This is a genomic window from Pseudomonas sp. SDO5532_S415, from assembly GCF_054071155.1.
This window is the reverse complement of sequence record NZ_JBSVWS010000022.1, coordinates 1-24,454: the sequence shown is the minus strand read 5'-3', so window position 1 is coordinate 24,454 and position 24,454 is coordinate 1. Positions and strand designations below refer to the sequence as shown.

Sequence of the window (24,454 nt, the reverse complement as noted above, 5' to 3'; positions counted from 1 at the left end):
GATCAGCTCCAGCCCGCTTTGGTTTTGCGGCTGGAGTACAGCGCCAGCAGGACCGCAAAAGAGAACACCAGCATCGCCCCGGCCAGCCAATGGGCCTGGGCGTATTCCATCGCCTCGACGTGATCGTAGATCTGCACCGAGACCACGCGGGTCTTGTCGGGAATGTTGCCGCCGATCATCAGCACCACGCCGAACTCGCCCACGGTATGGGCAAAACCCAGGATGGCCGCAGTGATGAAGCCGGGGCGGGCCAGGGGCAGAGTCACACTGAAAAAGGTGTCCCAGGGATTGGCGCGCAAGGTCGCGGCCACTTCCAGCGGGCGAGTGCCAATGGCTGAAAAGGCGTTTTGCAGCGGCTGGACCACGAACGGCATCGAGTACAACACCGAGCCGATGACCAACCCGGCAAAACTGAAGGTGAGGGTGCCAAGCCCCAGAGACTGGGTGAAATGGCCGACGAACCCGTTCGGGCCGAGCGCCAGCAACAGATAAAAACCGATCACCGTGGGCGGCAGTACGAGGGGCAGGGCAACAATCGCCCCGACCGGACCGCGCAACCAGGATTGGGTGCGCGAGAGCCACAACGCCAGCGGAGTGCCGATCACCAAGAGGATGACGGTCGTCAGGGACGCCAGTTTCAGGGTCAGCCAGATAGCGGAGAAATCGGCACTCGTCAGCGTCATTTAGAGTTGGTAACCGTAGGATTTGATGACAGCAGCGGCTTTCGGGCCCTTGAGGTAGTCAACCAGCGCCTTGGCGGCCGGATTGTCCTTGCCTTTGTTGAGAATCACCGCGTCTTGTTTGATCGGGTCATGCAGGTCGGCCGGAACGATCCAGGCCGAGCCGCCGGTGACTTTGCCGTCTTTGTAGATCTGCGACAAGGCCACGAAGCCCAACTCGGCGTTGCCAGTGGACACGAACTGGTAGGCCTGGGTGATGTTCTGGCCTTCAACGATCTTGTCCTTGACCGTGTCGGTCAGGCCTTGTTTGGCCAGTACTTGAGTGGCTGCCAAGCCATAAGGCGCGGTTTTCGGGTTGGCGATGGACAGATGCCTGTACTGGTTGTCGCTCAGGACATTGCCCTTGGCATCGACATAGCCTTCCTTGGCCGACCACAGTGCCAGAGTGCCAACGGCGTAGGTGAAGCGCGAACCCTTGATGGTGTCACCTTCCTTTTCCAGTTTGTCCGGGGTGGTGTCGTCCGCCGACAGGAACACTTCGAACGGCGCGCCATTCTTGATCTGGGTATAGAACTGACCGGTTGCACCGAACGAAGTCACCAGTTTGTGGCCGGTGTCTTTTTCGAAGTCGGCGGCGATCGCCTGAATCGGCGCAGTGAAGTTGGCGGCGACAGCGACCTGGACTTCATCGGCCTGGGCGGCGCCGAGGGTAAATGAAGCAAGCAGGGTTGCCAGGCAAGTCGGGGCAAAACGTGAGGCGCGCAGGGTCATGAAACGGCTCCGTTACAGGCGAATGTTGCAAGGGGGTAATCGCTATGTATTTAAATATATAGCGAAATGCCTGTGAACGGAATGTGCTGTATTCGGAGCGCTTTGAGCTGGATGTGAGCGTCTAACTGTGGCGAGGGGATTTATCCCCGTTGGGGCGCGTAGCGGCCCTCGCTTTTTCAGCTGTATTAAACGAGTTTGCGTCTGCTGCGCAGCCGAACGGGGATGAATCCCCTCGCCACAGAAAAATCCCTCATCCCCAGGGTTTTTTGCTTGTTCAGCGGCGAAGTAGTTTCGCCAAGCCTTGCTCGGCCAACTGCCGGGTCAGTTCCGCAGTCGTTAACTCAACCCCCAGGGTGAACGCCTGTCCGGCCCAGAGGTTGCTGAAGTCGGCTTCACCCTTGGCCCGCAACGGCATCAGCGCGCCACCGGCCAGCGGGAAGGCCGGTGCCTTGGCGCTCATCGGTCCAAGTTCGCGCATCACCCGATTCAGAATCCCGCGCGCCGGGCGCCCGGTGAACAGGTTGGTGACGGCAGTCTCACTTTCTTTCGCTGTACGCAACGCTTTGTGATGCGACGCACTGACCTTGGCTTCCGGGGTAAACAAATACGCCGTCCCGACTTGCACCGCCGAAGCGCCGAGCATGAACGCGGCCGCCACACCGCGTGCATCGGCAATACCGCCAGCGGCGATCACCGGCACTTTCACCGCATCGACGACCTGGGGCACCAGTGCGAACGTGCCGACCTGGCTGCTCAGGTCATCGCTCAGAAACATCCCGCGGTGCCCGCCCGCTTCGTAACCCATGGCGATGATCGCGTCACAGCCATGTTGCTCAAGCCAGATGGCCTCTTCGACCGTGGTGGCCGAGGACAGCACTTTTGCCCCGGTAACCTTCACCCGCTCCAGCAGGGATTTTTCCGGCAGACCGAAGTGGAAACTCACGACTTCCGGGCGAAACTCCTCGATCACTGCGCAGCCTGCGGCATCGAATGGTGCACGATTGGACACCGGTGTCGGCGCATCGAAGTCGACGCCCAATTCGCGGTAATAGGGTTCCAACAGGTTCTTCCAGTCTTGCGCCCGCTGCTCGTCGGCCGGCGGCGGTTGATGGCAGAAGAAGTTGACGTTGATCGGACGCTGAGTGTGTTGGCGAATCGTCTTCAACTCTTCGCGCAATTGCTCGATGCTCAGCATCGCTGCCGGCATGGAACCCAGGCCACCGGCGTTGCTCGCCGCGATGACCATGGCAGCGTTGGTGGCGCCGGCCATCGGCCCCTGGATGATCGGCAGTTCAATACCGAGCAGGTCAAGAATGCGGGTGTCTGGCCATTGGCTCATTTGGGTATTCTCCGACGGTGGAATCGGGCAGGGACGGTAGATCAGGATTTGTAGCAGCATGACTGACCCAAGACCAGTCATGTTTTGTTTATAGCTCCGGTCGTTTCATGAATTGGCTTAAAGTCGAGTACGGCATTTTTTTGCGATGTGGTATTTAAATCACACCACAACAGGTGAACCCACCGGAGGCAGTCATGTTCCAAGGCATTTTGATCGACAAAGACGACAGCGGTTACCGAGCCACCCTGCAACAGATCAACGACGATCAACTGCCCGAAGGCGACGTGACGGTGCGTGTGGCGTACAGCACGTTGAATTTCAAGGATGGCCTGGCGATCACCGGCAGCAGCCCGGTGGTGCGCAAATTCCCGATGGTGCCGGGAATCGATCTGGCGGGGACTGTCGAAGTCACCGGGCATCCGGACTACAAGGTCGGCGACCAGGTCCTGCTCAATGGCTGGGGTGTCGGCGAAGGGCATTGGGGCGGTCTGGCGCAGAAAGCGCGCCTGAATGGCGATTGGCTGATTCCGCTGCCCACGGCATTTAGCGCTGCGCAAGCCATGGCCATCGGGACCGCCGGTTACACGGCGATGCTGTGCATCCTCGCGCTGGAACATAACGGTGTGACGCCCGGGCAAGGCGAAGTGCTGGTCACTGGCGCCAATGGCGGCGTGGGCAGTTTCGCCATCGCATTGTTAAACAAACTCGGTTACAGGGTGGTCGCGTCAACGGGGCGTACCTCGGAACACGACTACCTCAAGCAATTGGGCGCCAGCGAAATCATTGACCGCGCCACACTGTCCGAACCTGGCAAGCCACTGGCCAAGGAACGCTGGGCGGCGGTCATCGACTCGGTCGGCAGCCACACCCTGGCCAACGCCTGTGCCAGCACCAAGGCCAACGGCACCGTCGCCGCGTGCGGCCTGGCTCAGGGCATGGATTTCCCGGCTTCGGTCGCACCGTTCATTTTGCGTGGCGTGACCCTCGCCGGCATCAACAGCGTGACGCAGCCCAAAGCCAAGCGCATAGAGGCGTGGCGTCGCCTGGCGCAGGATCTGGACTTCGATCTGCTGCCGTTGATCAGCCACGAAATCGGCTTGAGTGAAGCCATTGATGCGGCGCCACGCTTGCTCGCCGGGCAATTGCGTGGGCGGGTTGTGGTGGATGTGAATCGCTGATTGGGCACACCCCCTGTAGGAGCGAGCTTGCTCGCGAAAAACGCAAAGACACCGCGTTTATCCAAATAACCAACGTAATCGTTGACGTCCATCGCGAGCATGCTCGCTCCTACAAGGGTTAGGTGTTGCTTTCTCGGTCGAGCAACTGCCGTTTACGCTCCACACCCCAGCGATATCCCGATAGATTGCCATCGCTGCGCACCACGCGGTGGCAGGGGATCGCCACCGCCAGGCTGTTCGCGCCGCAGGCTTGTGCTACGGCGCGAACCGCTTTCGGCGAGCCAATGCGTTGAGCGATATCGGCGTAACTCGCAGTGCTACCGGCAGGAATCTCCCGCAAGGCTTGCCAGACCCGCTCCTGAAACGCCGTGCCGCGCACATCCAGCGGCAAGTCCAGGCCCAGGGCCGGCGCTTCGATAAAACCCACGACCCTGGCGATCAACTGTTCGAAGGCCTGATCGGCACCGATCAGATTGGCCCGGCGAAACTTGTCCTGCAGATCGCAGACCAGTTGCTGCGGATCATCTCCCAGCAGGATCGCGCACACCCCGCGCTCACTTTGCGCCACCAGAATCGCCCCGAGGGAGCACTGGCCGACGGCAAAACGAATGTCGTTGTTCTGGCCGGCGGCGCGGTAATCGGCGGGTTTCATGCCCAGCACCTGATCCGCCGCCTCATAGAAACGCCCGTTGGAATTGAAGCCGGCATCGTACAAGGCGTCAGTGACCGAACTGCCATCCGCCAGCCGCTCCCGTACCCGGCGTGAGCGATGGGCCGCGGCGTAACCCTTGGGCGTCAGGCCGGTGACGGCCTTGAACACCCGATGGAAGTGAAAGCTGCTCAGGCCCGCGGCCTCCGCCAGCGCGTTCAGTGCAGGAAGCTCTTCGGCGATTTCGATCTGACGGCAGGCGGCGGCCACAGTGGCCGCATGCCGGGCGGCCATCTCGCTCTGGTCCTTAGCCGCACGCTTGCTCGGACGATAACCCGCCGCCTGCGCCTGTTCGGCGGTATCGAAGAATTCGACATTCTGCGGCTTGGGCAAGCGTGCCAGACTGCTGGGATTGCAGTAGATCCCGGTGGTTTTCACTGCGTAGACAAACTGCCCGTCCGCCTGCGGATCGCGGGCGACAACAGCGGCCCAGCGTGGATCGTTTTCGGTGCTGATTTTTGTCGATTGGCATGTCATGGCTTTACATCCTTTGACCCGTTTGCCGCAGATTAACCACTCGCCAACACGCCCACACTCCGGCGCTTGCGGTCAAACTCCAATGCTTCATCCAGCGGTGCGAAAAGTGAAGTTGATTCGCTGCTGACCCAAATGCGGGTGCTGGCCATCCTTGATCGGCAGGACGCCGTGATAACGCAAGCGATCGACACCGCCCCAGACTACGATGTCGCCATGCAACAACGGCACCCGTTGGCTTTTATCACCGCGTTCAAAGCCACCGAACAGGAACATGGCCGGCAGCCCCAGTGACACCGAAACAATAGGCGCCGCGTAGGATTTCTCGTCCTTGTCCTGATGCAGTGACATTTTCGCACCGGGGATATAGCGGTTGATCAGACAGGAGTCCGGCACAAACTCCGTGAACCCCGCTTCCCGCGCCGCGGCTTGCGCCAATTGGAGGAACACCTCAGGCATGGGTGGCCAGGGCCGGCCAGTTTCCGGATCGTTATGGGTATAACGATAACCGCTGCGGTCGGTGGTCCAGCCCCATGTACCGCAGCTGCTCAAGGCGACCGACATGGTGAAACCGCCCGGCGTGACCATCTGCCGAAACGGCGCAGTCGCCAGTACCGCCTCCAGTGCAGGCAACAAGCGCTCCAGCCAGGGCAGGGCAAAGCCTCTCAAGACCCAGGATTGTTCGCCGATCCGCTCGCGCCCAGGTGGCTGCTCGGGCTCTTCGTCGGCAAACAGGTCAAAGGTGGTCGGGTTCATGGGGTTCATGATGCGTCGTGGAAGATAATGCCAAGGGTATGCCGTTTTCCGCTGTGCAGGCGACTGACGCCATGACGCAGGGTCACTCGATAGTAACCGCGTGCACCTTTGACCGGGCGCTGATTGACCGCAAAGATCAGGCCGTCACCTTTTTTCAGGCCGATGACCTGCGGGCGCGACTGCATGCGCGGGCGCTGCTCGGTCAGCACGAACTCGCCACCGGTGAAATCTTCACCCGGTTCTGACAGAAGAATCGCTATTTGCAGCGGGAAGACGTGTTCGCCGTACAGATCCTGATGCAGGCAGTTGTAGTCCTGCGGCCCGTATTGCAGCAACAAGGGTGTCGGACGCTCCTGACCGGCGGCATGACAACGTTCGAGAAAGGCTTCATGCGTGTCAGGGAACCGGTTCGGCAAGCCCATCTGTTCATGCCAGCGATTGGCGATCGGCACCAGTCGCGGGTACAGCGAAGTGCGCAGCCGGGCCACGAGGTCGGGTAACGGGTATCGGAAGTATTTGTACTCACCACGACCGAAGCCATGACGAGCCATGATCACTTGCGAACGAAAAGGCTCGGATTGGGCGTACAAGGCGCTGATGTCATCACACGCCTTGTGACTCAACAGCGACGGGATGACCGCGCAACCATCCTGATCAAGCTGCTGCTCGAGCAACGGCCAATCCAGCCTGTTCAGGTAGTTCTCGCTCATTACCGGGCCTCACGTGATATAGAGGGGCCAGTTTAGAAAACGCTGACTTTGCGAACACTCCGGCGCTTGCGGTCAAATTTCAACATGCGGATGGCATTACAGCGCTTTGCTCACACTGATTTCGCTGATGACGTCTTCGCCCTGGCCGTGCAAAGCGTCCAGTGCCGCCTTGGCTTCTTCCTCGGTGCCGTTTTCCAGTTGGGCGAATTCGAAGCGGCGTTCGCCGTTGAGCTTGTATTTGATGACGTATTTGGTTGTCTGGGCCACGGTCATACCTGTCTGTTTGACGCTCTGTTCAGGAGCGGGGGGCGTCACTCAGCTCAGTTTCGAGCTGGAGCGGCGGATGATCTTGATCGAATGGGTCAGGGTCGGTTTGCGGGTCACGCTGATCGCCCGGCGGTTGACCGTGTCGATGGTGATGTTCCAGAAACCGGTGCTCGGCGCAGTGATGCGGGCCGGGAAGGTGTCGAACGCGCCACCGTGGTAGGTGTGACGGCCGCCATTCTTGAAGCTGCGGAAATTGGCGTCGTTCATCAAACGGATGTTGCACATCTGCGAGCATTGAATGACGACGATGTCGTCTTCGTTGAGGTGCTCGCGCTGGTGGATAAATTTCATGGGCGCCTCCAGAAGGGCTTTTTCTACAAAATCAAAACGATAGCAGTGGGCAATGGGCGCAGTTTATCAGCCCGCAGCCGTTATTATCTGGCTGTAAAAGCCCGCTTTGACAATTAAAAACGGTTATCCGGCAATCTTTGGGCGATAAAAGCATGAACGCCCGGAGAAAAACCGCCTCTGCGCTGTCGGAGGGTCTTTATCGGGAGCTTTCGTATGAAGTGGGGTGTGTGGGTTTTGCCAATGGCGTTGGCGACAGGTGGTTGCGCAAGTGTCTCGGACATCAACGAGACCCTGCCCACCATGAACGTGATTTCCGGCAAGAAACCCCATGAATACGCGCAATGCCTGAGCGAAAAACTCGCCGGTAGCCGCGGCGCGCTGCAGATCGAGCCACAAAAAGACGGGGTTCGGGTAATCGTGCCGCAGAAACTGTCATCGGGGCCGGCCGCCGTATTCGATATCGAAGAGCGCTCCGGCGGCAGCGGGATCAAGCTCCATGAACGTATCTCCAACGTACCGCTGCGCCCCTTTGATGTACGCAATGCCGCGACCGCGTGCATTTCCGGCTGAGAAACCAGCCCTATTCAATGGGTAGGGGCAGGGCGCCTTACTTGCAGACCACCACCACGCTACGGTTCTTGTAGTTGCCGACGTCGACTCCCAGGGTCTTGTCGCTTTCCTCAGGGGCCGGCGTGCCGTCGGTGCCCACGATGCGGTAACCGGTACCGGCACAGGAGGCATCGGCCTTTTCATAGCAGGCCGCCCAGGAATTGGCTTCCCCGGAGCAATCAATGGCCAGGCCTTGTTCGCCGTTGTTGAGGTAGGTGGTTTCGGACGTCGCGCAGCCACTCAGGGCCAATACCGCAATCAGTGGCAAAAATCGGGTCATGTCGTTGTCATCGTCATAGTGATGGGCAAAGCCTGTGACAGCGCCGCGGGCAAAAAATTATAGCGAAAGGCCACTTTTCTTCAGCAGTCACAAAAAAGCCCTGCGCAATGGCAGGGCTGTGGGCATGTCAGTTCTTGTCTTTACCGCGTCGTTTAGGTTCCGGGTGTTCCAGCTCCAGCACCGACGCCACTTCGATCGCCATGGCTTCGGTCGGAAAAGGCCCGACGATATTTTCGCCCCCAGCGTTGCCAATCCACCACTGGCCGTCTTTTGCCTTGTTGATCAGGTACCCGTTGACGCTTTTTGCTGCCGACATCTATCTGCCTCGTTGGCTGGTTCAAGTGCGCCATGATAGCGCCAAATAACCCGGCGGGGGTCGAAGGATGCGGGGGGTGTGATTGTTTGTCAGTCGACAGGGCGTGCAATTCTGGCGGTCTCTGCTATCACTTACAGGTTGCCGAAGGACGAACACCACCTCTTGCGGAACTATCCGCCAGAATATTTCTCTATGATGGCATCGGTTAGCCAGCGCGGGGCATTGTAAGGTGCACGCCGCCTGATTAGACTGCGCCGAAACTCGTACACACAGCCCTTTCAAGGACTTATATGATCAAGAAATGCTTGTTCCCAGCAGCCGGTTACGGTACTCGCTTCCTGCCAGCGACTAAAGCCATGCCCAAGGAAATGCTGCCGGTGGTAAACAAGCCACTGATCCAGTACGGCGTCGAAGAAGCACTGGACGCTGGTTTGAACGAAATCTCCATCGTCACCGGTCGCGGCAAGCGCGCCCTGGAAGACCATTTCGACATCAGCTACGAGCTGGAAAACCAGATCAAAGGCACCGACAAGGAAAAATACCTGGTCGGCATCCGCAAACTGCTCGACAACTGCTCGTTCTCCTACACCCGCCAGACCGAAATGAAAGGCCTGGGTCACGCGATCCTGACCGGCCGTCCGCTGATCGGCGACGAACCGTTCGCCGTGGTGCTGGCGGACGACCTGTGCGTCAACCTCGAAGGCGACGGCGTACTGACCCAGATGGTCAAGCTGTACAAGCAGTTCCGCTGCTCGATCGTGGCCATCCAGGAAGTCGACCCGCAAGAAACCAACAAGTACGGTGTCATCGCCGGTGAAATGATCCGCGACGATATTTACCGCGTTCATAGCATGGTCGAAAAACCAAAACCGGAAGACGCGCCATCGAACCTGGCCATCATCGGTCGCTACATCCTGACCCCGGACATCTTCGACCTGATCGAACAGACCGAGCCAGGCAAGGGCGGTGAAATCCAGATCACCGACGCCCTGATGAAGCAAGCCCAGAACGGCTGCGTCATGGCCTACAAGTTCAAGGGCAAGCGTTTCGACTGCGGCGGCGCCGAAGGCTACATCGACGCGACCAACTTCTGCTTCGAGAACTTCTACAAGACCGGTAAGGCGTATTGATAGCGCGCTCGACCTGCTTGTATTGAAAAGCCACCTTCGGGTGGCTTTTTCATTGGCGGCGCTTGCCCAACGAGCGCTCACGGGTATGCTGGTCACCTGCCGAGGAGATAGACAAATGGCCCACGATTTTGACCTTTATGTGATTGGCGCCGGTTCAGGCGGTGTGCGGGCGGCTCGATTTGCGGCCGGGTTCGGCGCGAAAGTGGCGGTGGCCGAGAGTCGCTACCTGGGTGGTACCTGTGTAAACGTCGGCTGCGTGCCGAAAAAGTTGCTGGTCTATGGCGCGCATTTCGCCGAGGACTTCGAGCAGGCGTCGGGGTTTGGCTGGAGTCTGGATGAGGCGCAGTTCGACTGGGCGACGCTGATCGGCAACAAGGACCGCGAGATCAATCGCCTGAATGGCATTTACCGCAACCTGCTGGTCAACAGCGGTGTGACCCTGCATGAAGGTCACGCGAAAATCGTCGACCCGCATACCGTCGAGATCAACGGCGAGCGTTTCACGGCGAAGAACATATTGATCGCCACCGGCGGCTGGCCGCAGATCCCGGAAATTCCGGGGCATGAACACGCGATCAGTTCCAACCAGGCGTTCTTCCTCAAAGAACTGCCCAAGCGCGTACTGGTGGTGGGTGGCGGTTACATCGCTGTCGAATTCGCCGGGATTTTCCACGGTCTCGGCGCGCAAACGACGCTGCTGTATCGCGGTGAATTGTTCCTGCGCGGTTTCGACGGTTCGGTGCGCAAGCATTTGCAGGAAGAGCTGACCAAACGCGGCATGGACCTGCAATTCAACGCCGACATCGAGCGTATCGACAAACAGGCTGATGGCAGCCTGAAAGTGACGCTCAAGGACGGTCGCCAGCTGGAGGCCGATTGTGTGTTCTACGCCACGGGCCGGCGTCCGATGCTGGACAATCTCGGGCTGGAAAACACCAGGGTCAAACTCGACAAGAAAGGTTTCGTCGAAGTGGACGAGCAGTATCAAACCGCCGAGCCGTCGATCCTGGCCCTGGGCGATGTGATCGGCCGCGTTCAACTGACGCCGGTGGCACTGGCCGAAGGCATGGCGGTGGCGCGGCGTTTGTTCAAGCCCGAGCAGTATCGCCCGGTGGATTACAAGATGATCCCGACGGCGGTGTTCAGCCTGCCGAACATCGGTACCGTCGGATTGACCGAAGAAGAAGCGCGTGATGCCGGGCATGAGGTGGTGATCTTCGAAAGCCGTTTCCGGCCGATGAAGCTGACCCTGACCGAATGCCAGGAGCGCACGCTGATGAAGCTGGTGGTGGATGCCAAGACCGACAAGGTGCTGGGTTGCCACATGGTCGGGCCGGAAGCCGGCGAGATCGTGCAGGGCCTGGCGATCGCATTGAAGGCAGGCGCCACCAAGCGCGACTTCGACGAAACCATCGGCGTACACCCGACGGCCGCCGAAGAGTTCGTCACCATGCGTACGCCGGTCGCCGGTTAATCATCCCTTGTGGGGGCGAGCCTGCTCGCGAAAGCGGTGGGTCAATGGCAGTGGTGTAGGCTGTGCTGGCCTCTTCGTCGGAACGCCGCCCGGAGCCGGCTCGCTCCCACAGGGAGTTTGTGTGGTTCATGATGTTTGTGTTCCGCCACTGTCCCTTGTGGGAGCGAGCCTGCTCGCGAAAGCGGTGGGTCAGCCAGCGGGGGTGTTGGATGTGAAGGCGTCTTTGTGAGCGTGTTCATTCCGGCAGTGGGTCGGGTTTGTTCCGGCGCGCGTTTTCTTCAAGCTCTGCCTGGGCCTTGGTCAATTCGATTTCCAGTGATTTGTTGATCTGTGCCTGTTCATCGACATTCTGTTTAAGCGACTGACTTTCCAGCAGGGCGACGCGCAAGCGTTCCTGGAGGAGGGTGCGTTCGCCGTCGACACGGGTGGTTTGCTCCAGCAACTGATCCTGACGGTTGTTGCTCTGCTTGAGTTGTTCCTGCAGCAGGCTCAGCTCGCGCAAGGTGCCGCGATTTTCCGTCAATAAACGCTCGTTGTCGCGGTGCAGCTGGGTGATTTCATCCTGTCGGACCAGCGCGCTTTGCTGGGCCTGACGCAACTCCATCTGCAACTGCTGCACCTGACTTTCATGGCGGCTGTGTTCCTGCTCGCGTTGCTCCTTGACGGCATTGCGGTAGTGCTCAAGCGCGTCGCGCGCATGCAGGTGCTTTTCCTCCAGCGAGCGGATCTGCTCGTCTTTGTCCTGCAAGCGTAATTCAAAATCGGCCAACGCCTGATTCAGCCCGGCATTGCGGGTTTGCTCGGTCTGCAGCAGGGCGCGGGTTTCGTGCAGTGCCTCGGATTCCTGGGTCAGTGCCAGGCTCTGAATCTCGTACTGCTGATGCAGTTCGGTGTTGGCTTCCCGGGCTTCTTCCAGTTGCGTTTCCAGCGCTTTACGTTGCGTTTCGAACGCTTCGCGAGCCTGATCGATCGGCGCTTGCGCCTGCTCCTTCAAGCGTTGTGCCAGTCGTGAAACCAGTGCCAGCAACTCGTCGTCGATGGGCTCGGAAGGCTCTGTTTCCGCCGTTTCGGGGCCATCGCCCAATTCTTTCAAATACCGATGAATCGTGGTCTTGGAGCCGGTATTGCCCATTTCGATCCGTACTGCATCGATGCTGGGGTTCTCGCCGCGAGCGAGGATCGCCAAACGCGCAGCCTGCACTACTGCCTTATTTACACCGCCACGGGCCATGACTGCTCCTACGATTTCGTGATGTGGTACGTATTACGTAAATACACATTGTACCATTGTATTATAAAAGTTAAATACAGCATGTTATTGACACGGGATATACTGGTATTACCCCGTGTTAAAGCGGTTTTGAGATATTCCATGTGTACACCCCCTGTAGGAGCGAGCTTGCTCGCGATGAATTCACAGACGCCGCTGGGTATCAGGTTTCACGCGTTATCGTTCACGACCATCGCGAGCAAGCTCGCTCCCACAGGTTTCCCGCAAGGCCATTGCGATGAGTGAGCTCGACCGTTACCTGCAAGCCGCCACGCGCGACAACACCCGTCGCAGCTATCGCGCAGCCATCGAGCACTTCGAAGTCACCTGGGGTGGATTTCTGCCGGCCACCAGCGACAGCGTGGCGCGTTATCTGGTCGCCCATGCCGGTGTGCTGTCGATCAATACCTTGAAGCTGCGATTGTCGGCGCTGGCGCAATGGCACAACAGTCAGGGCTTCGCCGACCCGACGAAAGCGCCGGTGGTACGCCAGGTATTCAAGGGGATTCGTGCATTGCATCCGGCCCAGGAGAAACAGGCCGAGCCGTTGCAGCTTCAGCATCTGGAACAAGTGATCGAATCCCTGGAGCGAGAAGCGCAAACCGCACTGAGGCAGGGTGATCGACCGGGGTTGTTGCGAGCCAGGCGCGACACGGCGTTGATCCTGTTGGGCTTCTGGCGAGGCTTCCGGAGCGACGAGTTGTGTCGTTTGCAGGTCGAACATGTGCAAGCCACAGCCGGCTCCGGCATCAGCTTGTACCTGCCACGCAGTAAAAGTGACCGGGAAAACCTCGGCAAGACTTACCAGACCCCGGCCTTGCAGCGGTTATGCCCGGTGCAGGCATACATCGCCTGGATCACTGAGGCCGCTCTGGTGCGCGGAGCGGTTTTTCGCGGCATTGATCGCTGGGGCCATTTGAGCGAGGAGGGCTTGCACGCCAACAGCGTGATCCCATTGCTGCGTCAGGCGCTTGAGCGTTCTGGCATCGCCGCCGAACACTACACCAGCCACTCGTTGCGCCGCGGTTTTGCCTCCTGGGCACATCAGAGCGGCTGGGACTTGAAGTCATTGATGAGCTATGTGGGCTGGAAGGACATGAAATCCGCCATGCGCTACATCGAGGCCAGCCCGTTTCTCGGCATGACCCGCCTCACCGAAAAACCATTGTAGGAGCGAGCTTGCTCGCGATGGACGTGAGGGCGCTGCGTTCATTCAGGAGGTACGTGTCAACGTTTGACGACCATCGCGAGCAGGCTCGCTCCCACAAGATCGTTTTCTTCTATTAATACTGTTGGCTAATAGCGAAAGCCAATCAGCAGCATCAGGTTTGCCAATGAGCCAACCGTCCGTCGAGTGGTTAAAGTGAACGCCATCAAGTTCTTAACCCCTGACGGAGAGTCAACGATGCCTATCATCAACAGCCAAGTTAAACCGTTCAAAGCTACCGCCTACAAAAACGGCGACTTCGTACAAGTGTCGGACGCTGACCTGAAAGGCAAGTGGTCGGTCGTGTTCTTCTACCCTGCCGACTTCACCTTCGTGTGCCCAACCGAGCTGGAAGACCTGGCCGACAACTACGACGCATTCCAGAAGCTGGGCGTCGAGATCTACAGCGTTTCCACCGACACTCACTTCGCTCACGCTGCCTGGCACAACACTTCGCCAGCCATCGGCAAAATCCAGTACACCATGATCGGCGACCCGACTCACGTGATCTCCCGCAACTTCGACGTGCTGATCGAAGAAGCTGGCCTGGCTGACCGTGGCACCTTCGTGATCAACCCTGAAGGCCAGATCAAAATCGTCGAGCTGAACGATGGCGGCGTGGGTCGTGACGCTTCCGAGCTGCTGCGCAAAATCAAGGCTGCCCAGTATGTTGCCGCTCACCCGGGCCAGGTTTGCCCAGCCAAGTGGAAAGAAGGCGAGGCCACTCTGGCTCCGTCCCTGGACCTGGTCGGCAAGATCTAAGTCTGTGACGCGTAATCCGGGGCGGAACACCGCACCTGCTCAGTAAGCTGCACCGCCCAATAGAAACGCCCGGGCGAGATTCGCTCGGGCGTTTTTTTATGCAAAAAATTCAGTAAAGGAAATCGCCCGTATGTTGGACGCCAATCTTAAAGCCCAGTTGAAATCGTACCTGGAACGGGTCACCCAACCGATCGAGATCGTTGCCTCCCTCGACGACGGTGCGAAATCCCGGGAAATGCTCGAACTGCTGAAAGACGTTGCCAGTCTTTCTACTCAAATTACCTTGCTCGACAACGGTGACGATGCCCGCAAGCCATCGTTCTCGATCAATCGCCCGGGCGCCGATATTAGCCTGCGTTTTGCCGGCATCCCGATGGGCCACGAATTCACTTCGTTGGTGCTGGCCTTGCTGCAAGTCGGCGGCCACCCTTCGAAAGCCAGTGTCGAAGTCCTTGAACAGATCCGTTCGCTCAAAGGCGAGTTCAACTTCGAGACTTACTTCTCGCTGTCCTGCCAGAACTGCCCGGATGTGGTCCAGGCGCTGAACCTGATGGCGGTACTCAACCCGAACATTCGCCACGTCGCCATCGACGGTGCACTGTTCCAGGCCGAAGTCGATGAGCGCCAGATCATGGCGGTGCCCAGCATCTACCTCAACGGGGTGAACTTCGGTCAGGGTCGCATGGGCCTGGAAGAAATCATCGCCAAGATCGACACCAGCGGCATCGAGCGTCAGGCCGAGAAGATCAGCGCCAAGCAAGCCTTTGATGTGCTGGTGGTCGGCGGTGGCCCGGCCGGTGCTTCGGCGGCCATCTACGCCGCGCGTAAAGGCATTCGCACCGGTGTCGCGGCTGAGCGTTTCGGCGGCCAGGTGCTGGACACCATGGCTATCGAGAACTTCATTTCGGTGCAGGAAACCGAAGGGCCGAAACTGGCGGTGGCGCTGGAAGAACACGTCAAGCAGTACGACGTGGACATCATGAACCTGCAACGTGCCGACAAGCTGGTGCCGGGCACGAATGGCGAGCTGCATGAAATTCAATTCGCCAGCGGCGCCAGGCTCAAAGCCGGGACCGTGATCCTGGCGACCGGTGCGCGGTGGCGTGAAATGAACGTGCCGGGTGAACAGCAATACCGCAACAAAGGCGTGGCGTACTGCCCGCACTGTGACGGCCCGCTGTTCAAAGGCAAGCGCGTGGCAGTGATTGGCGGCGGTAACTCCGGCGTCGAAGCGGCCATCGACCTGGCCGGCATCGTGTCCCATGTCACGCTGCTGGAGTTCGACGTGCAACTGCGCGCCGACGCAGTGTTGCAGCGCAAGTTGCACAGCCTGCCGAACGTTACCGTGATCACCAGTGCGCAAACCACTGAAGTGACCGGCGATGGCCAGAAGGTCAACGGCCTGCGCTACAAGGATCGTCAGACTGACGAACTGCGCAGTGTGGAGCTGGAGGGGATCTTTGTGCAGATCGGTCTGTTGCCCAACACCGACTGGCTCAAAGGCACCATCGAGCTGTCACCGCGCGGCGAGATCATCGTCGATGCCCGTGGGGAAACCTCGACACCGGGCGTGTTCGCCGCCGGCGACGTGACCACCGTGCCGTACAAGCAGATCGTGATCGCGGTGGGCGAGGGCGCCAAGGCTTCCCTGAGCGCTTTCGATCATCTGATCCGCACGTCAGCCCCGGCATAAACGCCAAGGCTGAAAACACAAAATCTTGTAGGAGCGAGCTCGCTCGCGATGGTCGTCAACGATAACGCGGGCTGCCAGATACCCCGTGGCGATTTCATGATCATCGCGAGCAAGCTCGCTCCTGCAAAGAAAAACCCCATGAGCGATCATGGGGTTTTTTGTGTGTTGCGCCATCCAAATAATGGATTGATCTTTGTGGGAGCGAGCCTGCTCGCGAAAGCGGTGGGTTAGTCAACGAAGATATTGAATGATCAGTCGCATTCGCGAGCAGGCTCGCTCCCACAGGGGATTTTGCTCTGATGCTTAGGGCGGTGCGGGCTGAATGATCTCGATCCAATAGCAATCCCGGTCCTCGATAAGCGCCAGGCTTTTCTGTGGGAGCGAGCCTGCTCGCGAAAGCGGTGGGTCAGTCAACTAAGATGCTGAATGATAAGTCGCCTTCGTCGGAACGCCGCCCGGAGCAAGCCCGCTCCCACAAGGGATTCTGCGGTGAGGCTTACAGCGGGGCAGGCTGGATGATTTCGACCCAATAGTTGTCCGGGTCCTTGATGAACGCCAGGCTCTTCATGCGGCCGTCGTTCAGGCGTTTCTGGAAGTCGCAGCCCAGTGCTTCAAAGCGCTCGCATGCGGCGACGATGTCCGGTACCGAGATGCAGATGTGGCCAAAGCCGCGCGGGTCGGTGTTGCCGTTGTGGTAGGCGAAGTCCGGGTCGTTTTCGGTGCCGTGGTTGTGGGTCAGTTCGAGAATGCCGGGGATTGATTTCATCCACTCGGTGCGCGCGGCGGCGTCGGCCGGGATCTGTGATTTATCGACCAGCGCGAGGAAGTACAGGCTGAATTCGGCTTCCGGGAAATCGCGTTTTTCCACCAGAGTAAAACCGAGGATGCGCGTGTAGAAATCCAGCGACCTGGTGATGTCCTTGACCCGCAGCATGGTGTGGTTGAAGACAAATTTTTGCGTCGCGGCATCAGGTTGGGCGGTGACGCCGGGGAAGGTGTTCAGTTCGTGCAGGCTCATGGGCCCTCCGGAATATAAGCGGGGCTATCGAATGGCGACAATGATACGCAAGGGTTCGGACATCACCAAACCCAATGCGTCGGCTATTGCCTGACAGCCGGCCCGGGCTCAGACTTCACGGCTCAAAACGCGAGTGTTGATTGCAATGATTCGATTCAGTACATCGGTGTTCGTCCTGGTTGGCATGCTGTCCTGGGTTGCCAGCGCCCGGGCAGAGGCGCCGGTCATGATTTGGCCTGCGGGCTGGCAGGTCGAAGAGATGGCCCCAAGTGATGCCGCTTCCACTGTTTCCCGCCAGCGCGCGGTGAAAGTCGATTCGGGCGGCACGCCGGTGATGGTGATGGAATTGACCATGACGCAAGTGGAAAGTGGTCACCAGGTGAACCTTGAAGGCGTGTTGCTGGAGATGCGCAAGTCAGTGCAAAAAGACTTTTTTCAGGGTGGCTATCAAAGTGTCTGCAACCGGATTCATCCGACGACCTTGAGCCGATTGTCGGCGCTGGAAACCACCTGCACCATTACGCAAAACGGCCGTCATGTCCTTTCTCAAACTTTGGTCGCTGCAGTGGACGCCAATAAAGCCTACGTTCTTTCCTACGCCGGGCAGGCCGAGGCTTATAAGGCCAGCCTGGATGAAATACAGGCGGCGCGTAGCGCCTTGAAACTTTAATCGAAGACTTTAGTGACTTCAGGCTTTATGCCCATGCGGAAATGTTTAGATACCCAAAAGGATTAAGCAAAAAGTTAGCCGGCAAGTAGCGAGTTGATCGACCAACATCGTTGCATTTAGCGGCTATTCATGAAAAAGCCCTGCATTCGCAGGGCTTTTTTTTACGGCGCAAGTGCTTAGCCGCGCAACCAGGAATCAACGGTAGAGGCACCGTATTGTTCCTTCCAGGCTTTCAGGCCGCGGTGGTTGCCACCCTTGGTTTCAATCAGTTCACCGGTGTGCGGGTTCTGATAAACCTTGACCACGCGAGCGCGGCGGGTCTTAGGCGCCGTAGCCTGTTGCAGGCCGGATTTGGCCGGGTTCGGATCGAGAATGGCGATGATGTCGCGCAGGCTCTTGCCGTAGGTTTTCATCAGCCCCTGGAGCTTCTCTTCGAATTCGATTTCTTTCTTGAGCCCGGCATCGTTCTTCAGGGACTCAAGCTGCTTGAGCTGCTCTTGAAGGGCCTTTTCAGCTGCACGAAATTCAGCGAGTCTGGACAATATCTTTACTCCAATAGTGTGTTTGGCTGATACCAACCGCAAACAAAGCTATAAGCCAAGAGCCTTGAAGCGACTCGGTGATAAATGGCTCACCTGCCAAATAACCGCAGGCATGAAAAATTGTAGTAGTTAATGGCGCAAGAGTAAATCATGTCTTTTTTTTCATGTAACCAAGAGCGGTTTTTTGTTTCAAATTGGTGCGTTCTATCGCTGTCTCGTCGCTTGAAAACGTTAGTTAATGGTCACTTAATGCACTAATGAACTCCACACCGGGCATCGGTCGCCCATACAGATAGCCTTGCAGGAAGTTAACGTTATGGGCGGTCAGGTAATCACTTTGCACCTGGGTTTCCACGCCTTCTGCAACCATCGCCAGATCGAGCTTGGCGGCCAGCTCCATGATGCTGTCCAGAATGTGGCCGGACAGTGTGTCGATACCGATCATGGCAACGAAACTCTGGTCGATTTTCAGGTAGTCCACATTGAACTGGCGCAGGTAGCCGAGGCTGGAATGGCCTGTACCGAAGTCATCGATGGCGATCTTCACCCCAAGTTCGTGCAACTGCTCGAACAATTGATGGGTAACAGGCGTGGGCTCGATCAGTTCGCGCTCGGTCAACTCCAGCACTAGGTAAATGGACCCTGGCGCGAAAGCTGCCAGGAATCGGCGGCAATCTTCGACCAGGTCCAGATCCTGGCAGTGACTGGCGGTGATGTTGATGCCGATGTGAAAGGGCTCTTTGAACGACGCGGACAGCGGCGCCAGCAACGCGCAGGTCTGTTGCATCAATGAACGGGTCATCGGCACGATCAGTCCGGAGTATTCGGCGAACGGAATGAACAGGTCCGGACGCACCAGGCCCTCTTTCGGGTGATTCCAGCGCATCAATACTTCAATGCCCGACAGTTTTTTGCTGTCACCGTGCACGACCGCCTGGAAGTAAGGAACGAACTCCGCCGCTTCCAGCGCACGCTTCATTTCATGAGTCGGTGATGATGAACGTTTTTGCAGCAGGTGCCCGATCAAACCGGAAACAGCACCAAAAAAGATCAGCAGGCTGAACAGTGGCGGATATTCACTGCTCATGTAGCGCCAGGTTTCGCCTTCGGGAAAACCGGCCTCTACGCCAAAGGCATAACGGGAAGAGTCGAGCCTGGTTTGCGCCACCGGAAATTCGGGCAAGGCATCATCATGAAAGTGGCCGTCGGCGGACAACCAATTGGAGCCAACCTGCAAAACCAGGAGAGTCTTGCCGCCGATCATGCGCAAGACGTTACTCAGGTGGTAGCCATCAAGTGTGCTCATGGCGCCGCGTTTGCCTTCGCCGAGGCGGTACACCAGCAATGCGGTGTCGGGCGTGACCGGGTTGCCCTTCATTAATAGCAAACGACCACCGGTATAGTCCCCGGATGCGATCTTCTCGTGATAGTCGCCAAACAGGGAACTGCAATAAATGGTGTCATCCCACACCAGATTGGTCGAACGCACGAAGGGACGTCGGGTGACTTGTTCGCGCAACGCCAGGTTGACGTCGATGCAACTTTGTCCGGCCAGCGGCAGTAATTCCCGAGCAGCCTGCGCTGTGTTGTCGAGCATCAGTTCGAATTGGCGAATGGCCTCTTCGGCGGTTAGTTCAGCGCTTTGTTTAAGTGTTCGTTCAGCCTGCATATAAAGTATGACAGCACCCAGCACGAGCGGGAGTAATCCGCTTGCGAGGGTCACAGCAATCCTGGTGCTGCGTTTGCGGGTCTTGGCGTTCAGGGGCATTCGCGAAACCTGTAACAATGAAATAGGGCTCTCAAATACCGGCAGGAAGCATCGCCCTGCAGGAAGCGTTCAAGTTCGAGCCATGATAGTTGGCCCTTGGCACTTATGCCGCTCAACGGTAATCGAGTCGCTGGGCCAGTTTGATGAAGGCCAGCGCCGCCGGAGATGCCTGGCGCTGATCGAGTACGGCCAGGCCGACCTGTCGGGCCACGGCGGGGGACAGATTCTTTTTCACATGGCGGCTGTCATTCAGTTCGGGCAACGAGCCTTCGGCGACCACGGTCAACCCGTCGCCGCGCCCCACCGTGTCCAGGGTGCTCAGCAGCTGCGAGCAGCGAAAACGGATGTTGGGTGTCAACCGGGCGGCGTTGAACAACCGTGTCACCAGCTCCGAGGATCCGGCCTCGGTCAACACGAAAGGGTCGTGGCACAAGTCGCTCAGGCTCACGCTGTCGCGGATCGCCAGCGGATGATTGGCCGGCAGCAGCGCGACCATCTGGTCTTCCATCAGCGCCACCGTGTCGAAACGCTCGTCCGGCAGCACCACAAAGCCAATGTCGATCCGCCGTTCTTCCAGCCACTGGATCACCTGACGGTCCGGGCCTTCATCGATGTGAACCTCGATGCCCGGATGTTCGGCACGGTAGTGCTGCAGGATCAAGGGCAATAACTTGATTGATGAGGTGGGGCCGAACGAGCCTATGCGCAAGGTGCCGCGCTTCATGCCCCGGGCATCCGCCGCTTCCTGGCGCAGCGTGTTGGCCAGCCCCAGCATGGCCCGCGCGCGCAGCAGGAGCAGTTGGCCGATGTCGCTCAATTCAACCTGGGATTGATGGCGGCGCAGCAGTTCGACGCCCAGTTCCTGCTCCAGGGATTTCAACGCATGGGACACCGCCGATTGGGTAATCCCCAGGCGATTGGCTGCCGCCGTGAAGCCGTGCAACTCGGCGACGGTGGAGAAGATCTCCAGCTGAGTGAGAGTCATGAGCTTTTACTCATTTTACGATGACCAAGTATTAGCCCAATGATACGTCATCCAATCGATCACAAATCCGGAGACCTATGTCCACATGTGAACAAAGCCTGTCCAGGCAGTCCGATGTGCCGGTTTATTTGAAACTGGCGACGGTCACCATGATCTGGGGCGGCACCTTTGTGGCAGGGCGGTTTCTGGCTGACAGCCTCAGTCCGCTGTTTGCCGCCAGCCTGCGGTTCCTTCTGGCCAGTGCGGCGCTGCTGCTGTTTTTACTCCTGACCCGCGTACGGCTGGTGCGACCCAGCCCCAGGCAATGGTTGCAACTGGTGCTGCTGGGTTTTTTCGGTATCTTCTTTTACAACCTGTGTTTCTTTCATGGCCTGCACTACATCAACGCCTCGCGGGCGTCGTTGATCGTGGCGCTCAACCCTGCGGTGATCGGCCTGGCCTCGTGGCTGATGTTCAAGGAGCGCTTGAGCCGGCTGAAAATCGTCGGTATCGCCATCTGCATTGCCGGCGCAAGCCTGGTGATCGTCAGCCGCAACCCGCAACTGCTTGCCGACAATCCCGACGCCTGGATCGGCGACCTGTTGATTCTCGGTTGCGTACTCGGCTGGGGGATTTATTCGCTGTGCTCCAGGGAGCTTAATCACAGCCTGGGGCCGGTGCAAACGGTGACCTGGTCGATTCTGCTGGGCACCTTGATGCTGTGGCTGACTTGCGCATTTCGCGGCGAGGTGAGGGTGGATGTACTCGCCAGTCTTGGCCCGACACAGTGGCTGAGCCTGATGTACCTGGGCGTATTGGGCTCAGCCCTGGCGTACATTGGCTACTACGACGGCATCCGCAAGATCGGTGCGACCCGTTCCGGTGTGTTTATCGCCCTGAACCCGCTGACAGCGGTGATCCTCGGCGCGCTGCTGCTGGGCGAGCAACTGACGCTGGCGATGTACGTGGGGGGAGGGCTGGTTCTGGCGGGGATTTACCTGTGCAACAAACCCCTTGCGCCCACGGGGAAAAAGCGGATTTTATACAGAAGGCGGACAAACTGATTTACGCTGTGTAGAATCAGGTTACGCATATAAGAATAACGTCTTCTGGCAGCAGAAGCCTCGCCCGCAAGAGCCTTGGGTCGACAATGAAGAGTTTTGGGTTTCAATTGATCTACGGTGACTTCCTCGCCCGCAGCGTGCGGGGCATCTCCTGTGCGCCACCCACCGGTCTCAGCATTGCTAGCAACTAACCTTTGTTAATTGATAAGAATGATGAGGCGCCAACCATGGCAGATTTATACGAAAACCCAATGGGCCTGATGGGCTTCGAGTTCATCGAATTCGCATCGCCAACCCCCAACACCCTGGAGCCGATCTTCAAGATCATGGGCTTCACCAAGGTCGCGACCCACCGATCCAAAGACGTGCACCTGTATCGTCAGGGCGCAATCAACTTGATCCTCAACAACGAACCCAACAGCGTGGCATCGTACTTTGCGGCCGAGCACGGTCCGTCGGTGTGCGGCATGGCGTTCCGGGTCAAGGATTCGCAGAAAGCCTATAAGCGTGCCCTGGAACTGGGCGCCCAGCCGATCCATATCGAAACCGGCCCGATGGAGCTGCATCTGCCGGCGATCAAAGGCATCGGCGGCGCGCCGCTGTACCTGATCGACCGTTTCGGTGAAGGCAGCTCGATCTACGACATCGACTTCGTGTACCTCGAAGGTGTGGACCGCCACCCGGTCGGTGCCGGCCTGAAAATCATCGACCACCTGACCCACAACGTGTACCGCGGCCGCATGGCCTACTGGGCGAACTTCTACGAGAAGCTGTTCAACTTCCGCGAGATCCGCTACTTCGACATCAAGGGCGAATACACCGGCCTGACGTCCAAGGCCATGACCGCACCGGATGGCATGATCCGCATCCCGTTGAACGAAGAATCGTCCAAGGGTGCCGGGCAGATCGAAGAGTTCCTGATGCAGTTCAACGGCGAAGGCATCCAGCACGTTGCGTTCCTCTCCGACGACCTGATCAAGACCTGGGATCACCTGAAAAGCATCGGCATGCGCTTCATGACCGCGCCACCGGACACCTACTATGAAATGCTCGAAGGCCGTTTGCCGAACCACGGCGAGCCGGTTGGCGAACTGCAGGCAAGGGGCATTCTGCTGGACGGCTCGTCCGAATCGGGCGACAAGCGTCTGCTGCTGCAGATCTTCTCGGAAACCCTGATGGGGCCGGTGTTCTTCGAGTTCATCCAGCGCAAGGGTGACGATGGTTTCGGTGAAGGTAACTTCAAGGCGCTGTTCGAATCCATCGAGCGCGACCAGGTTCGTCGCGGCGTGTTGTCCACTGATTAACCCGGTCCACCGCTAAAAACTGTGGGAGCGAGCCTGCTCGCGAAAGCGTCTTCAGATTCAACATTGATGTTGACTGAATGACCGCATTCGCGAGCAGGCTCGCTCCCACATTTGTTTTGTGTTTGCCTCAAGGCCTGCGCTGGCGCATCAGGTGCTTGAACCCTTCAAACACCAACACCAGCACCGCCAACCAGATCGGGATATAGGTCAGCCATTCTCCCGGCTTGATGCTTTCACCCAGCAACAACGCCACGCCGAGCAATAGCACCGGCTCCACATAACTCAACAGACCGAACAGGCTGAACGGCAGCAAGCGGCTGGCGATGATGTAGACCACCAGTGCCGAGGCGCTGATCAGACCGAGCAGCGGGATCAGCCAGGCGAGGGCCGGGTGTTGGTCGAAGACGCCGAAGCCTTGCTCGCCACCGTGCACGAACCAGTAGGCAATCGGCAGCATCAGGGTCATGTCCACCCACAGTCCGCCGAGGTTGTCAGCCTTCAGCCATTTGCGCAGCACGAAGTACAGCGGATAGCCCACGACCACCACCAGGGTGGCCCAGGAAAAACCACCGACCTGATACAACTCATTGACCACGCCCAGGCTGGCGAAGAACACCGCGACCTTTTGCAGATACGACAGACGTTCCCCGTAGGCGATGCGCCCGGTCAGCACCATGGCCAGCGGCAACAGGAAATAGCCCAGCGACACGTCGAGGCTGTAGCCGTTGAGCGGCGCCCACATGAACAGCCAGAGTTGTACACCCAGCAACGCCGACGAGACGATCAGGCCGCCGATCAACTTCGGCCGGAGGCTGATCCGCCGCACCAGGTCAGCCACACGCCGCCATTCGCCGGACACCACCATGAACACGGTCATGCACGGCACGGTCAGCAGCATGCGCCAGCCAAAAATCTCCACGCCGCTCAGGGGGGTGAGCAGCGAAGTGTAGTAATACATGACGGCAAACAGCACCGAGGCTGAAACCGATAGAGCGATACCTTTAGACAAGCTGTCCTCGCGTGAATTTGAGTGGGTAAAACGGCCGCAGAGGATACGTTGTTTTAGTGATAAATATTGTCCGTTCGATCAATAAGATCCCCTGTGGGAGCGAGCCTGCTCGCGAATGCGATCTTCCAGTCAACATTGA

The 24,454-nt window shown here is 58.5% G+C and carries 27 protein-coding genes; 11 read left to right on the top strand and 16 right to left on the bottom strand.

Annotated elements, in window-relative coordinates; translation table 11 throughout:
* Window positions 1–2: 2 nt before the first annotated feature.
* The 3 genes from modB to ACW9HW_RS08650 all read right to left on the bottom strand — a co-directional run bounded on the left by modB (window position 3) and on the right by ACW9HW_RS08650 (window position 2,790).
* Complete coding sequence (gene modB, locus ACW9HW_RS08660) at window positions 3–683, bottom strand: molybdate ABC transporter permease subunit (protein ID WP_095194728.1); 681 nt, start codon at window positions 681–683, stop codon at window positions 3–5.
* Window positions 684–1,451, bottom strand: coding sequence for a molybdate ABC transporter substrate-binding protein (modA, locus tag ACW9HW_RS08655; protein ID WP_457399450.1), 768 nt, complete (start codon window positions 1,449–1,451; stop codon window positions 684–686).
* A 274-nt stretch (window positions 1,452–1,725) separates the two neighbouring features.
* Complete coding sequence (locus ACW9HW_RS08650) at window positions 1,726–2,790, bottom strand: NAD(P)H-dependent flavin oxidoreductase (protein ID WP_457399448.1); 1,065 nt, start codon at window positions 2,788–2,790, stop codon at window positions 1,726–1,728.
* A 194-nt stretch (window positions 2,791–2,984) separates the two neighbouring features.
* On the opposite strand from ACW9HW_RS08650, the gene acuI reads away from it, so the two are divergent.
* Entirely contained in the window at window positions 2,985–3,968 is a 984-nt protein-coding gene (gene acuI, locus ACW9HW_RS08645) for an acrylyl-CoA reductase (NADPH) (RefSeq protein ID WP_095194731.1), read from the top strand.
* 118 nt (window positions 3,969–4,086) lie between these two features.
* On the opposite strand, the gene ada is transcribed toward acuI, so the two are convergent.
* The 5 genes from ada to ACW9HW_RS08620 form a co-directional block, all read right to left on the bottom strand.
* The gene (gene ada, locus ACW9HW_RS08640) at window positions 4,087–5,154 is read right to left on the bottom strand and encodes a bifunctional DNA-binding transcriptional regulator/O6-methylguanine-DNA methyltransferase Ada (protein WP_457399445.1); all 1,068 of its coding nucleotides are present in this window, start codon (window positions 5,152–5,154) and stop codon (window positions 4,087–4,089) included.
* Between the two features lie 87 nt (window positions 5,155–5,241).
* Window positions 5,242–5,907 carry a DNA oxidative demethylase AlkB gene (gene alkB / locus ACW9HW_RS08635; protein WP_457399472.1) on the bottom strand — a complete coding sequence of 222 codons (666 nt, stop codon included), beginning with the start codon at window positions 5,905–5,907 and terminating at the stop codon, window positions 5,242–5,244.
* 5 nt (window positions 5,908–5,912) lie between these two features.
* Window positions 5,913–6,617, bottom strand: a complete 705-nt coding sequence (locus ACW9HW_RS08630) for a 2OG-Fe(II) oxygenase (RefSeq protein ID WP_457399443.1) — start codon at window positions 6,615–6,617, stop codon at window positions 5,913–5,915.
* A gap of 96 nt (window positions 6,618–6,713) precedes the next feature.
* Complete coding sequence (locus ACW9HW_RS08625) at window positions 6,714–6,884, bottom strand: hypothetical protein (protein ID WP_095194899.1); 171 nt, start codon at window positions 6,882–6,884, stop codon at window positions 6,714–6,716.
* A gap of 48 nt (window positions 6,885–6,932) precedes the next feature.
* Complete coding sequence (locus ACW9HW_RS08620) at window positions 6,933–7,235, bottom strand: DUF1883 domain-containing protein (protein ID WP_057400164.1); 303 nt, start codon at window positions 7,233–7,235, stop codon at window positions 6,933–6,935.
* 213 nt (window positions 7,236–7,448) lie between these two features.
* On the opposite strand from ACW9HW_RS08620, the gene ACW9HW_RS08615 reads away from it, so the two are divergent.
* On the top strand, window positions 7,449–7,805 hold the full coding sequence (locus ACW9HW_RS08615) for a hypothetical protein (RefSeq protein WP_095194735.1): 357 nt from the start codon (window positions 7,449–7,451) through the stop codon (window positions 7,803–7,805).
* 37 nt (window positions 7,806–7,842) lie between these two features.
* On the opposite strand, the gene ACW9HW_RS08610 is transcribed toward ACW9HW_RS08615, so the two are convergent.
* Both ACW9HW_RS08610 and ACW9HW_RS08605 read right to left on the bottom strand, forming a co-directional pair.
* Complete coding sequence (locus ACW9HW_RS08610; protein WP_137806317.1) at window positions 7,843–8,124, bottom strand: hypothetical protein; 282 nt, start codon at window positions 8,122–8,124, stop codon at window positions 7,843–7,845.
* A 127-nt stretch (window positions 8,125–8,251) separates the two neighbouring features.
* Window positions 8,252–8,440, bottom strand: coding sequence for a hypothetical protein (locus ACW9HW_RS08605; RefSeq protein ID WP_095194737.1), 189 nt, complete (start codon window positions 8,438–8,440; stop codon window positions 8,252–8,254).
* Window positions 8,441–8,730: 290 nt separating this feature from the next.
* Here ACW9HW_RS08605 and galU point away from each other — a divergent pair, with 290 nt between their 5' ends.
* Together galU and gorA are read left to right on the top strand one after the other, a co-directional pair.
* Complete coding sequence (galU, locus tag ACW9HW_RS08600; protein WP_095194738.1) at window positions 8,731–9,570, top strand: UTP--glucose-1-phosphate uridylyltransferase GalU; 840 nt, start codon at window positions 8,731–8,733, stop codon at window positions 9,568–9,570.
* Window positions 9,571–9,685: 115 nt separating this feature from the next.
* Window positions 9,686–11,044, top strand: coding sequence for a glutathione-disulfide reductase (gorA, locus tag ACW9HW_RS08595; protein ID WP_457399440.1), 1,359 nt, complete (start codon window positions 9,686–9,688; stop codon window positions 11,042–11,044).
* 235 nt (window positions 11,045–11,279) lie between these two features.
* Here the strand turns inward: gorA and ACW9HW_RS08590 are convergent, their stop codons facing one another.
* The gene (locus ACW9HW_RS08590; RefSeq protein WP_457399439.1) at window positions 11,280–12,275 is read right to left on the bottom strand and encodes a DNA-binding protein; all 996 of its coding nucleotides are present in this window, start codon (window positions 12,273–12,275) and stop codon (window positions 11,280–11,282) included.
* A gap of 277 nt (window positions 12,276–12,552) precedes the next feature.
* Between ACW9HW_RS08590 and ACW9HW_RS08585 the strand changes: the two genes are divergently transcribed.
* The 4 genes from ACW9HW_RS08585 (at window position 12,553) to ACW9HW_RS08570 (ending at window position 16,207) form a co-directional block, all read left to right on the top strand.
* Entirely contained in the window at window positions 12,553–13,485 is a 933-nt protein-coding gene (locus tag ACW9HW_RS08585) for a site-specific integrase (protein ID WP_457399438.1), read from the top strand.
* Window positions 13,486–13,719: 234 nt separating this feature from the next.
* Window positions 13,720–14,283: an alkyl hydroperoxide reductase subunit C gene (ahpC, locus tag ACW9HW_RS08580; RefSeq protein WP_095194743.1), complete on the top strand. Its 564-nt coding sequence runs from the start codon at window positions 13,720–13,722 to the stop codon at window positions 14,281–14,283.
* A gap of 130 nt (window positions 14,284–14,413) precedes the next feature.
* A complete protein-coding gene (ahpF, locus tag ACW9HW_RS08575) occupies window positions 14,414–15,976 on the top strand; it encodes an alkyl hydroperoxide reductase subunit F (RefSeq protein WP_457399436.1) in 1,563 nt (520 codons plus the stop codon).
* Between the two features lie 48 nt (window positions 15,977–16,024).
* Entirely contained in the window at window positions 16,025–16,207 is a 183-nt protein-coding gene (locus tag ACW9HW_RS08570; RefSeq protein ID WP_457399434.1) for a hypothetical protein, read from the top strand.
* 265 nt (window positions 16,208–16,472) lie between these two features.
* Here ACW9HW_RS08570 and gloA read toward each other — a convergent pair whose 3' ends face one another.
* Window positions 16,473–16,994, bottom strand: a complete 522-nt coding sequence (gene gloA / locus ACW9HW_RS08565) for a lactoylglutathione lyase (protein WP_095194746.1) — start codon at window positions 16,992–16,994, stop codon at window positions 16,473–16,475.
* A 145-nt stretch (window positions 16,995–17,139) separates the two neighbouring features.
* Between gloA and ACW9HW_RS08560 the strand changes: the two genes are divergently transcribed.
* Complete coding sequence (locus ACW9HW_RS08560; RefSeq protein WP_095194747.1) at window positions 17,140–17,664, top strand: DUF4946 domain-containing protein; 525 nt, start codon at window positions 17,140–17,142, stop codon at window positions 17,662–17,664.
* 176 nt (window positions 17,665–17,840) lie between these two features.
* Here the strand turns inward: ACW9HW_RS08560 and ACW9HW_RS08555 are convergent, their stop codons facing one another.
* The 3 genes from ACW9HW_RS08555 to ACW9HW_RS08545 all read right to left on the bottom strand — a co-directional run bounded on the left by ACW9HW_RS08555 (window position 17,841) and on the right by ACW9HW_RS08545 (window position 20,959).
* A complete protein-coding gene (locus ACW9HW_RS08555) occupies window positions 17,841–18,206 on the bottom strand; it encodes a histone-like nucleoid-structuring protein, MvaT/MvaU family (RefSeq protein ID WP_095194748.1) in 366 nt (121 codons plus the stop codon).
* Window positions 18,207–18,441: 235 nt separating this feature from the next.
* The gene (locus ACW9HW_RS08550; protein WP_095194749.1) at window positions 18,442–19,974 is read right to left on the bottom strand and encodes an EAL domain-containing protein; all 1,533 of its coding nucleotides are present in this window, start codon (window positions 19,972–19,974) and stop codon (window positions 18,442–18,444) included.
* Between the two features lie 112 nt (window positions 19,975–20,086).
* Window positions 20,087–20,959, bottom strand: coding sequence for a LysR family transcriptional regulator (locus ACW9HW_RS08545; RefSeq protein ID WP_095194750.1), 873 nt, complete (start codon window positions 20,957–20,959; stop codon window positions 20,087–20,089).
* A gap of 77 nt (window positions 20,960–21,036) precedes the next feature.
* Between ACW9HW_RS08545 and ACW9HW_RS08540 the strand changes: the two genes are divergently transcribed.
* A complete protein-coding gene (locus ACW9HW_RS08540; protein WP_457399432.1) occupies window positions 21,037–22,002 on the top strand; it encodes a DMT family transporter in 966 nt (321 codons plus the stop codon).
* Between the two features lie 227 nt (window positions 22,003–22,229).
* A complete protein-coding gene (gene hppD / locus ACW9HW_RS08535) occupies window positions 22,230–23,306 on the top strand; it encodes a 4-hydroxyphenylpyruvate dioxygenase (protein ID WP_095194752.1) in 1,077 nt (358 codons plus the stop codon).
* A 127-nt stretch (window positions 23,307–23,433) separates the two neighbouring features.
* Here hppD and rarD read toward each other — a convergent pair whose 3' ends face one another.
* Window positions 23,434–24,315, bottom strand: a complete 882-nt coding sequence (gene rarD / locus ACW9HW_RS08530) for an EamA family transporter RarD (protein WP_457399429.1) — start codon at window positions 24,313–24,315, stop codon at window positions 23,434–23,436.
* Between the last annotated feature and the right edge of the window lie 139 nt (window positions 24,316–24,454).

Coding starts and splice junctions, on each gene's coding strand:
- ACW9HW_RS08590 (WP_457399439.1), bottom strand. CDS start 12,275: ATGGCCCGTGGCGGTGTAAATAAGGCAGTAGTGCAGGCTGCGCGTTTG.
- ACW9HW_RS08630 (WP_457399443.1), bottom strand. CDS start 6,617: ATGAGCGAGAACTACCTGAACAGGCTGGATTGGCCGTTGCTCGAGCAG.
- gorA (WP_457399440.1), top strand. CDS start 9,686: ATGGCCCACGATTTTGACCTTTATGTGATTGGCGCCGGTTCAGGCGGT.
- ACW9HW_RS08585 (WP_457399438.1), top strand. CDS start 12,553: ATGAGTGAGCTCGACCGTTACCTGCAAGCCGCCACGCGCGACAACACC.
- modB (WP_095194728.1), bottom strand. CDS start 683: ATGACGCTGACGAGTGCCGATTTCTCCGCTATCTGGCTGACCCTGAAA.
- acuI (WP_095194731.1), top strand. CDS start 2,985: ATGTTCCAAGGCATTTTGATCGACAAAGACGACAGCGGTTACCGAGCC.
- ACW9HW_RS08615 (WP_095194735.1), top strand. CDS start 7,449: ATGAAGTGGGGTGTGTGGGTTTTGCCAATGGCGTTGGCGACAGGTGGT.
- ACW9HW_RS08620 (WP_057400164.1), bottom strand. CDS start 7,235: ATGAAATTTATCCACCAGCGCGAGCACCTCAACGAAGACGACATCGTC.
- ACW9HW_RS08570 (WP_457399434.1), top strand. CDS start 16,025: ATGGTCGTCAACGATAACGCGGGCTGCCAGATACCCCGTGGCGATTTC.
- modA (WP_457399450.1), bottom strand. CDS start 1,451: ATGACCCTGCGCGCCTCACGTTTTGCCCCGACTTGCCTGGCAACCCTG.
- gloA (WP_095194746.1), bottom strand. CDS start 16,994: ATGAGCCTGCACGAACTGAACACCTTCCCCGGCGTCACCGCCCAACCT.
- ahpC (WP_095194743.1), top strand. CDS start 13,720: ATGCCTATCATCAACAGCCAAGTTAAACCGTTCAAAGCTACCGCCTAC.
- ACW9HW_RS08540 (WP_457399432.1), top strand. CDS start 21,037: ATGTCCACATGTGAACAAAGCCTGTCCAGGCAGTCCGATGTGCCGGTT.
- ACW9HW_RS08560 (WP_095194747.1), top strand. CDS start 17,140: ATGATTCGATTCAGTACATCGGTGTTCGTCCTGGTTGGCATGCTGTCC.
- ACW9HW_RS08605 (WP_095194737.1), bottom strand. CDS start 8,440: ATGTCGGCAGCAAAAAGCGTCAACGGGTACCTGATCAACAAGGCAAAA.
- ada (WP_457399445.1), bottom strand. CDS start 5,154: ATGACATGCCAATCGACAAAAATCAGCACCGAAAACGATCCACGCTGG.
- alkB (WP_457399472.1), bottom strand. CDS start 5,907: ATGAACCCGACCACCTTTGACCTGTTTGCCGACGAAGAGCCCGAGCAG.
- galU (WP_095194738.1), top strand. CDS start 8,731: ATGATCAAGAAATGCTTGTTCCCAGCAGCCGGTTACGGTACTCGCTTC.
- ACW9HW_RS08650 (WP_457399448.1), bottom strand. CDS start 2,790: ATGAGCCAATGGCCAGACACCCGCATTCTTGACCTGCTCGGTATTGAA.
- hppD (WP_095194752.1), top strand. CDS start 22,230: ATGGCAGATTTATACGAAAACCCAATGGGCCTGATGGGCTTCGAGTTC.
- ahpF (WP_457399436.1), top strand. CDS start 14,414: ATGTTGGACGCCAATCTTAAAGCCCAGTTGAAATCGTACCTGGAACGG.
- ACW9HW_RS08550 (WP_095194749.1), bottom strand. CDS start 19,974: ATGCCCCTGAACGCCAAGACCCGCAAACGCAGCACCAGGATTGCTGTG.
- ACW9HW_RS08545 (WP_095194750.1), bottom strand. CDS start 20,959: ATGACTCTCACTCAGCTGGAGATCTTCTCCACCGTCGCCGAGTTGCAC.
- ACW9HW_RS08610 (WP_137806317.1), bottom strand. CDS start 8,124: ATGACCCGATTTTTGCCACTGATTGCGGTATTGGCCCTGAGTGGCTGC.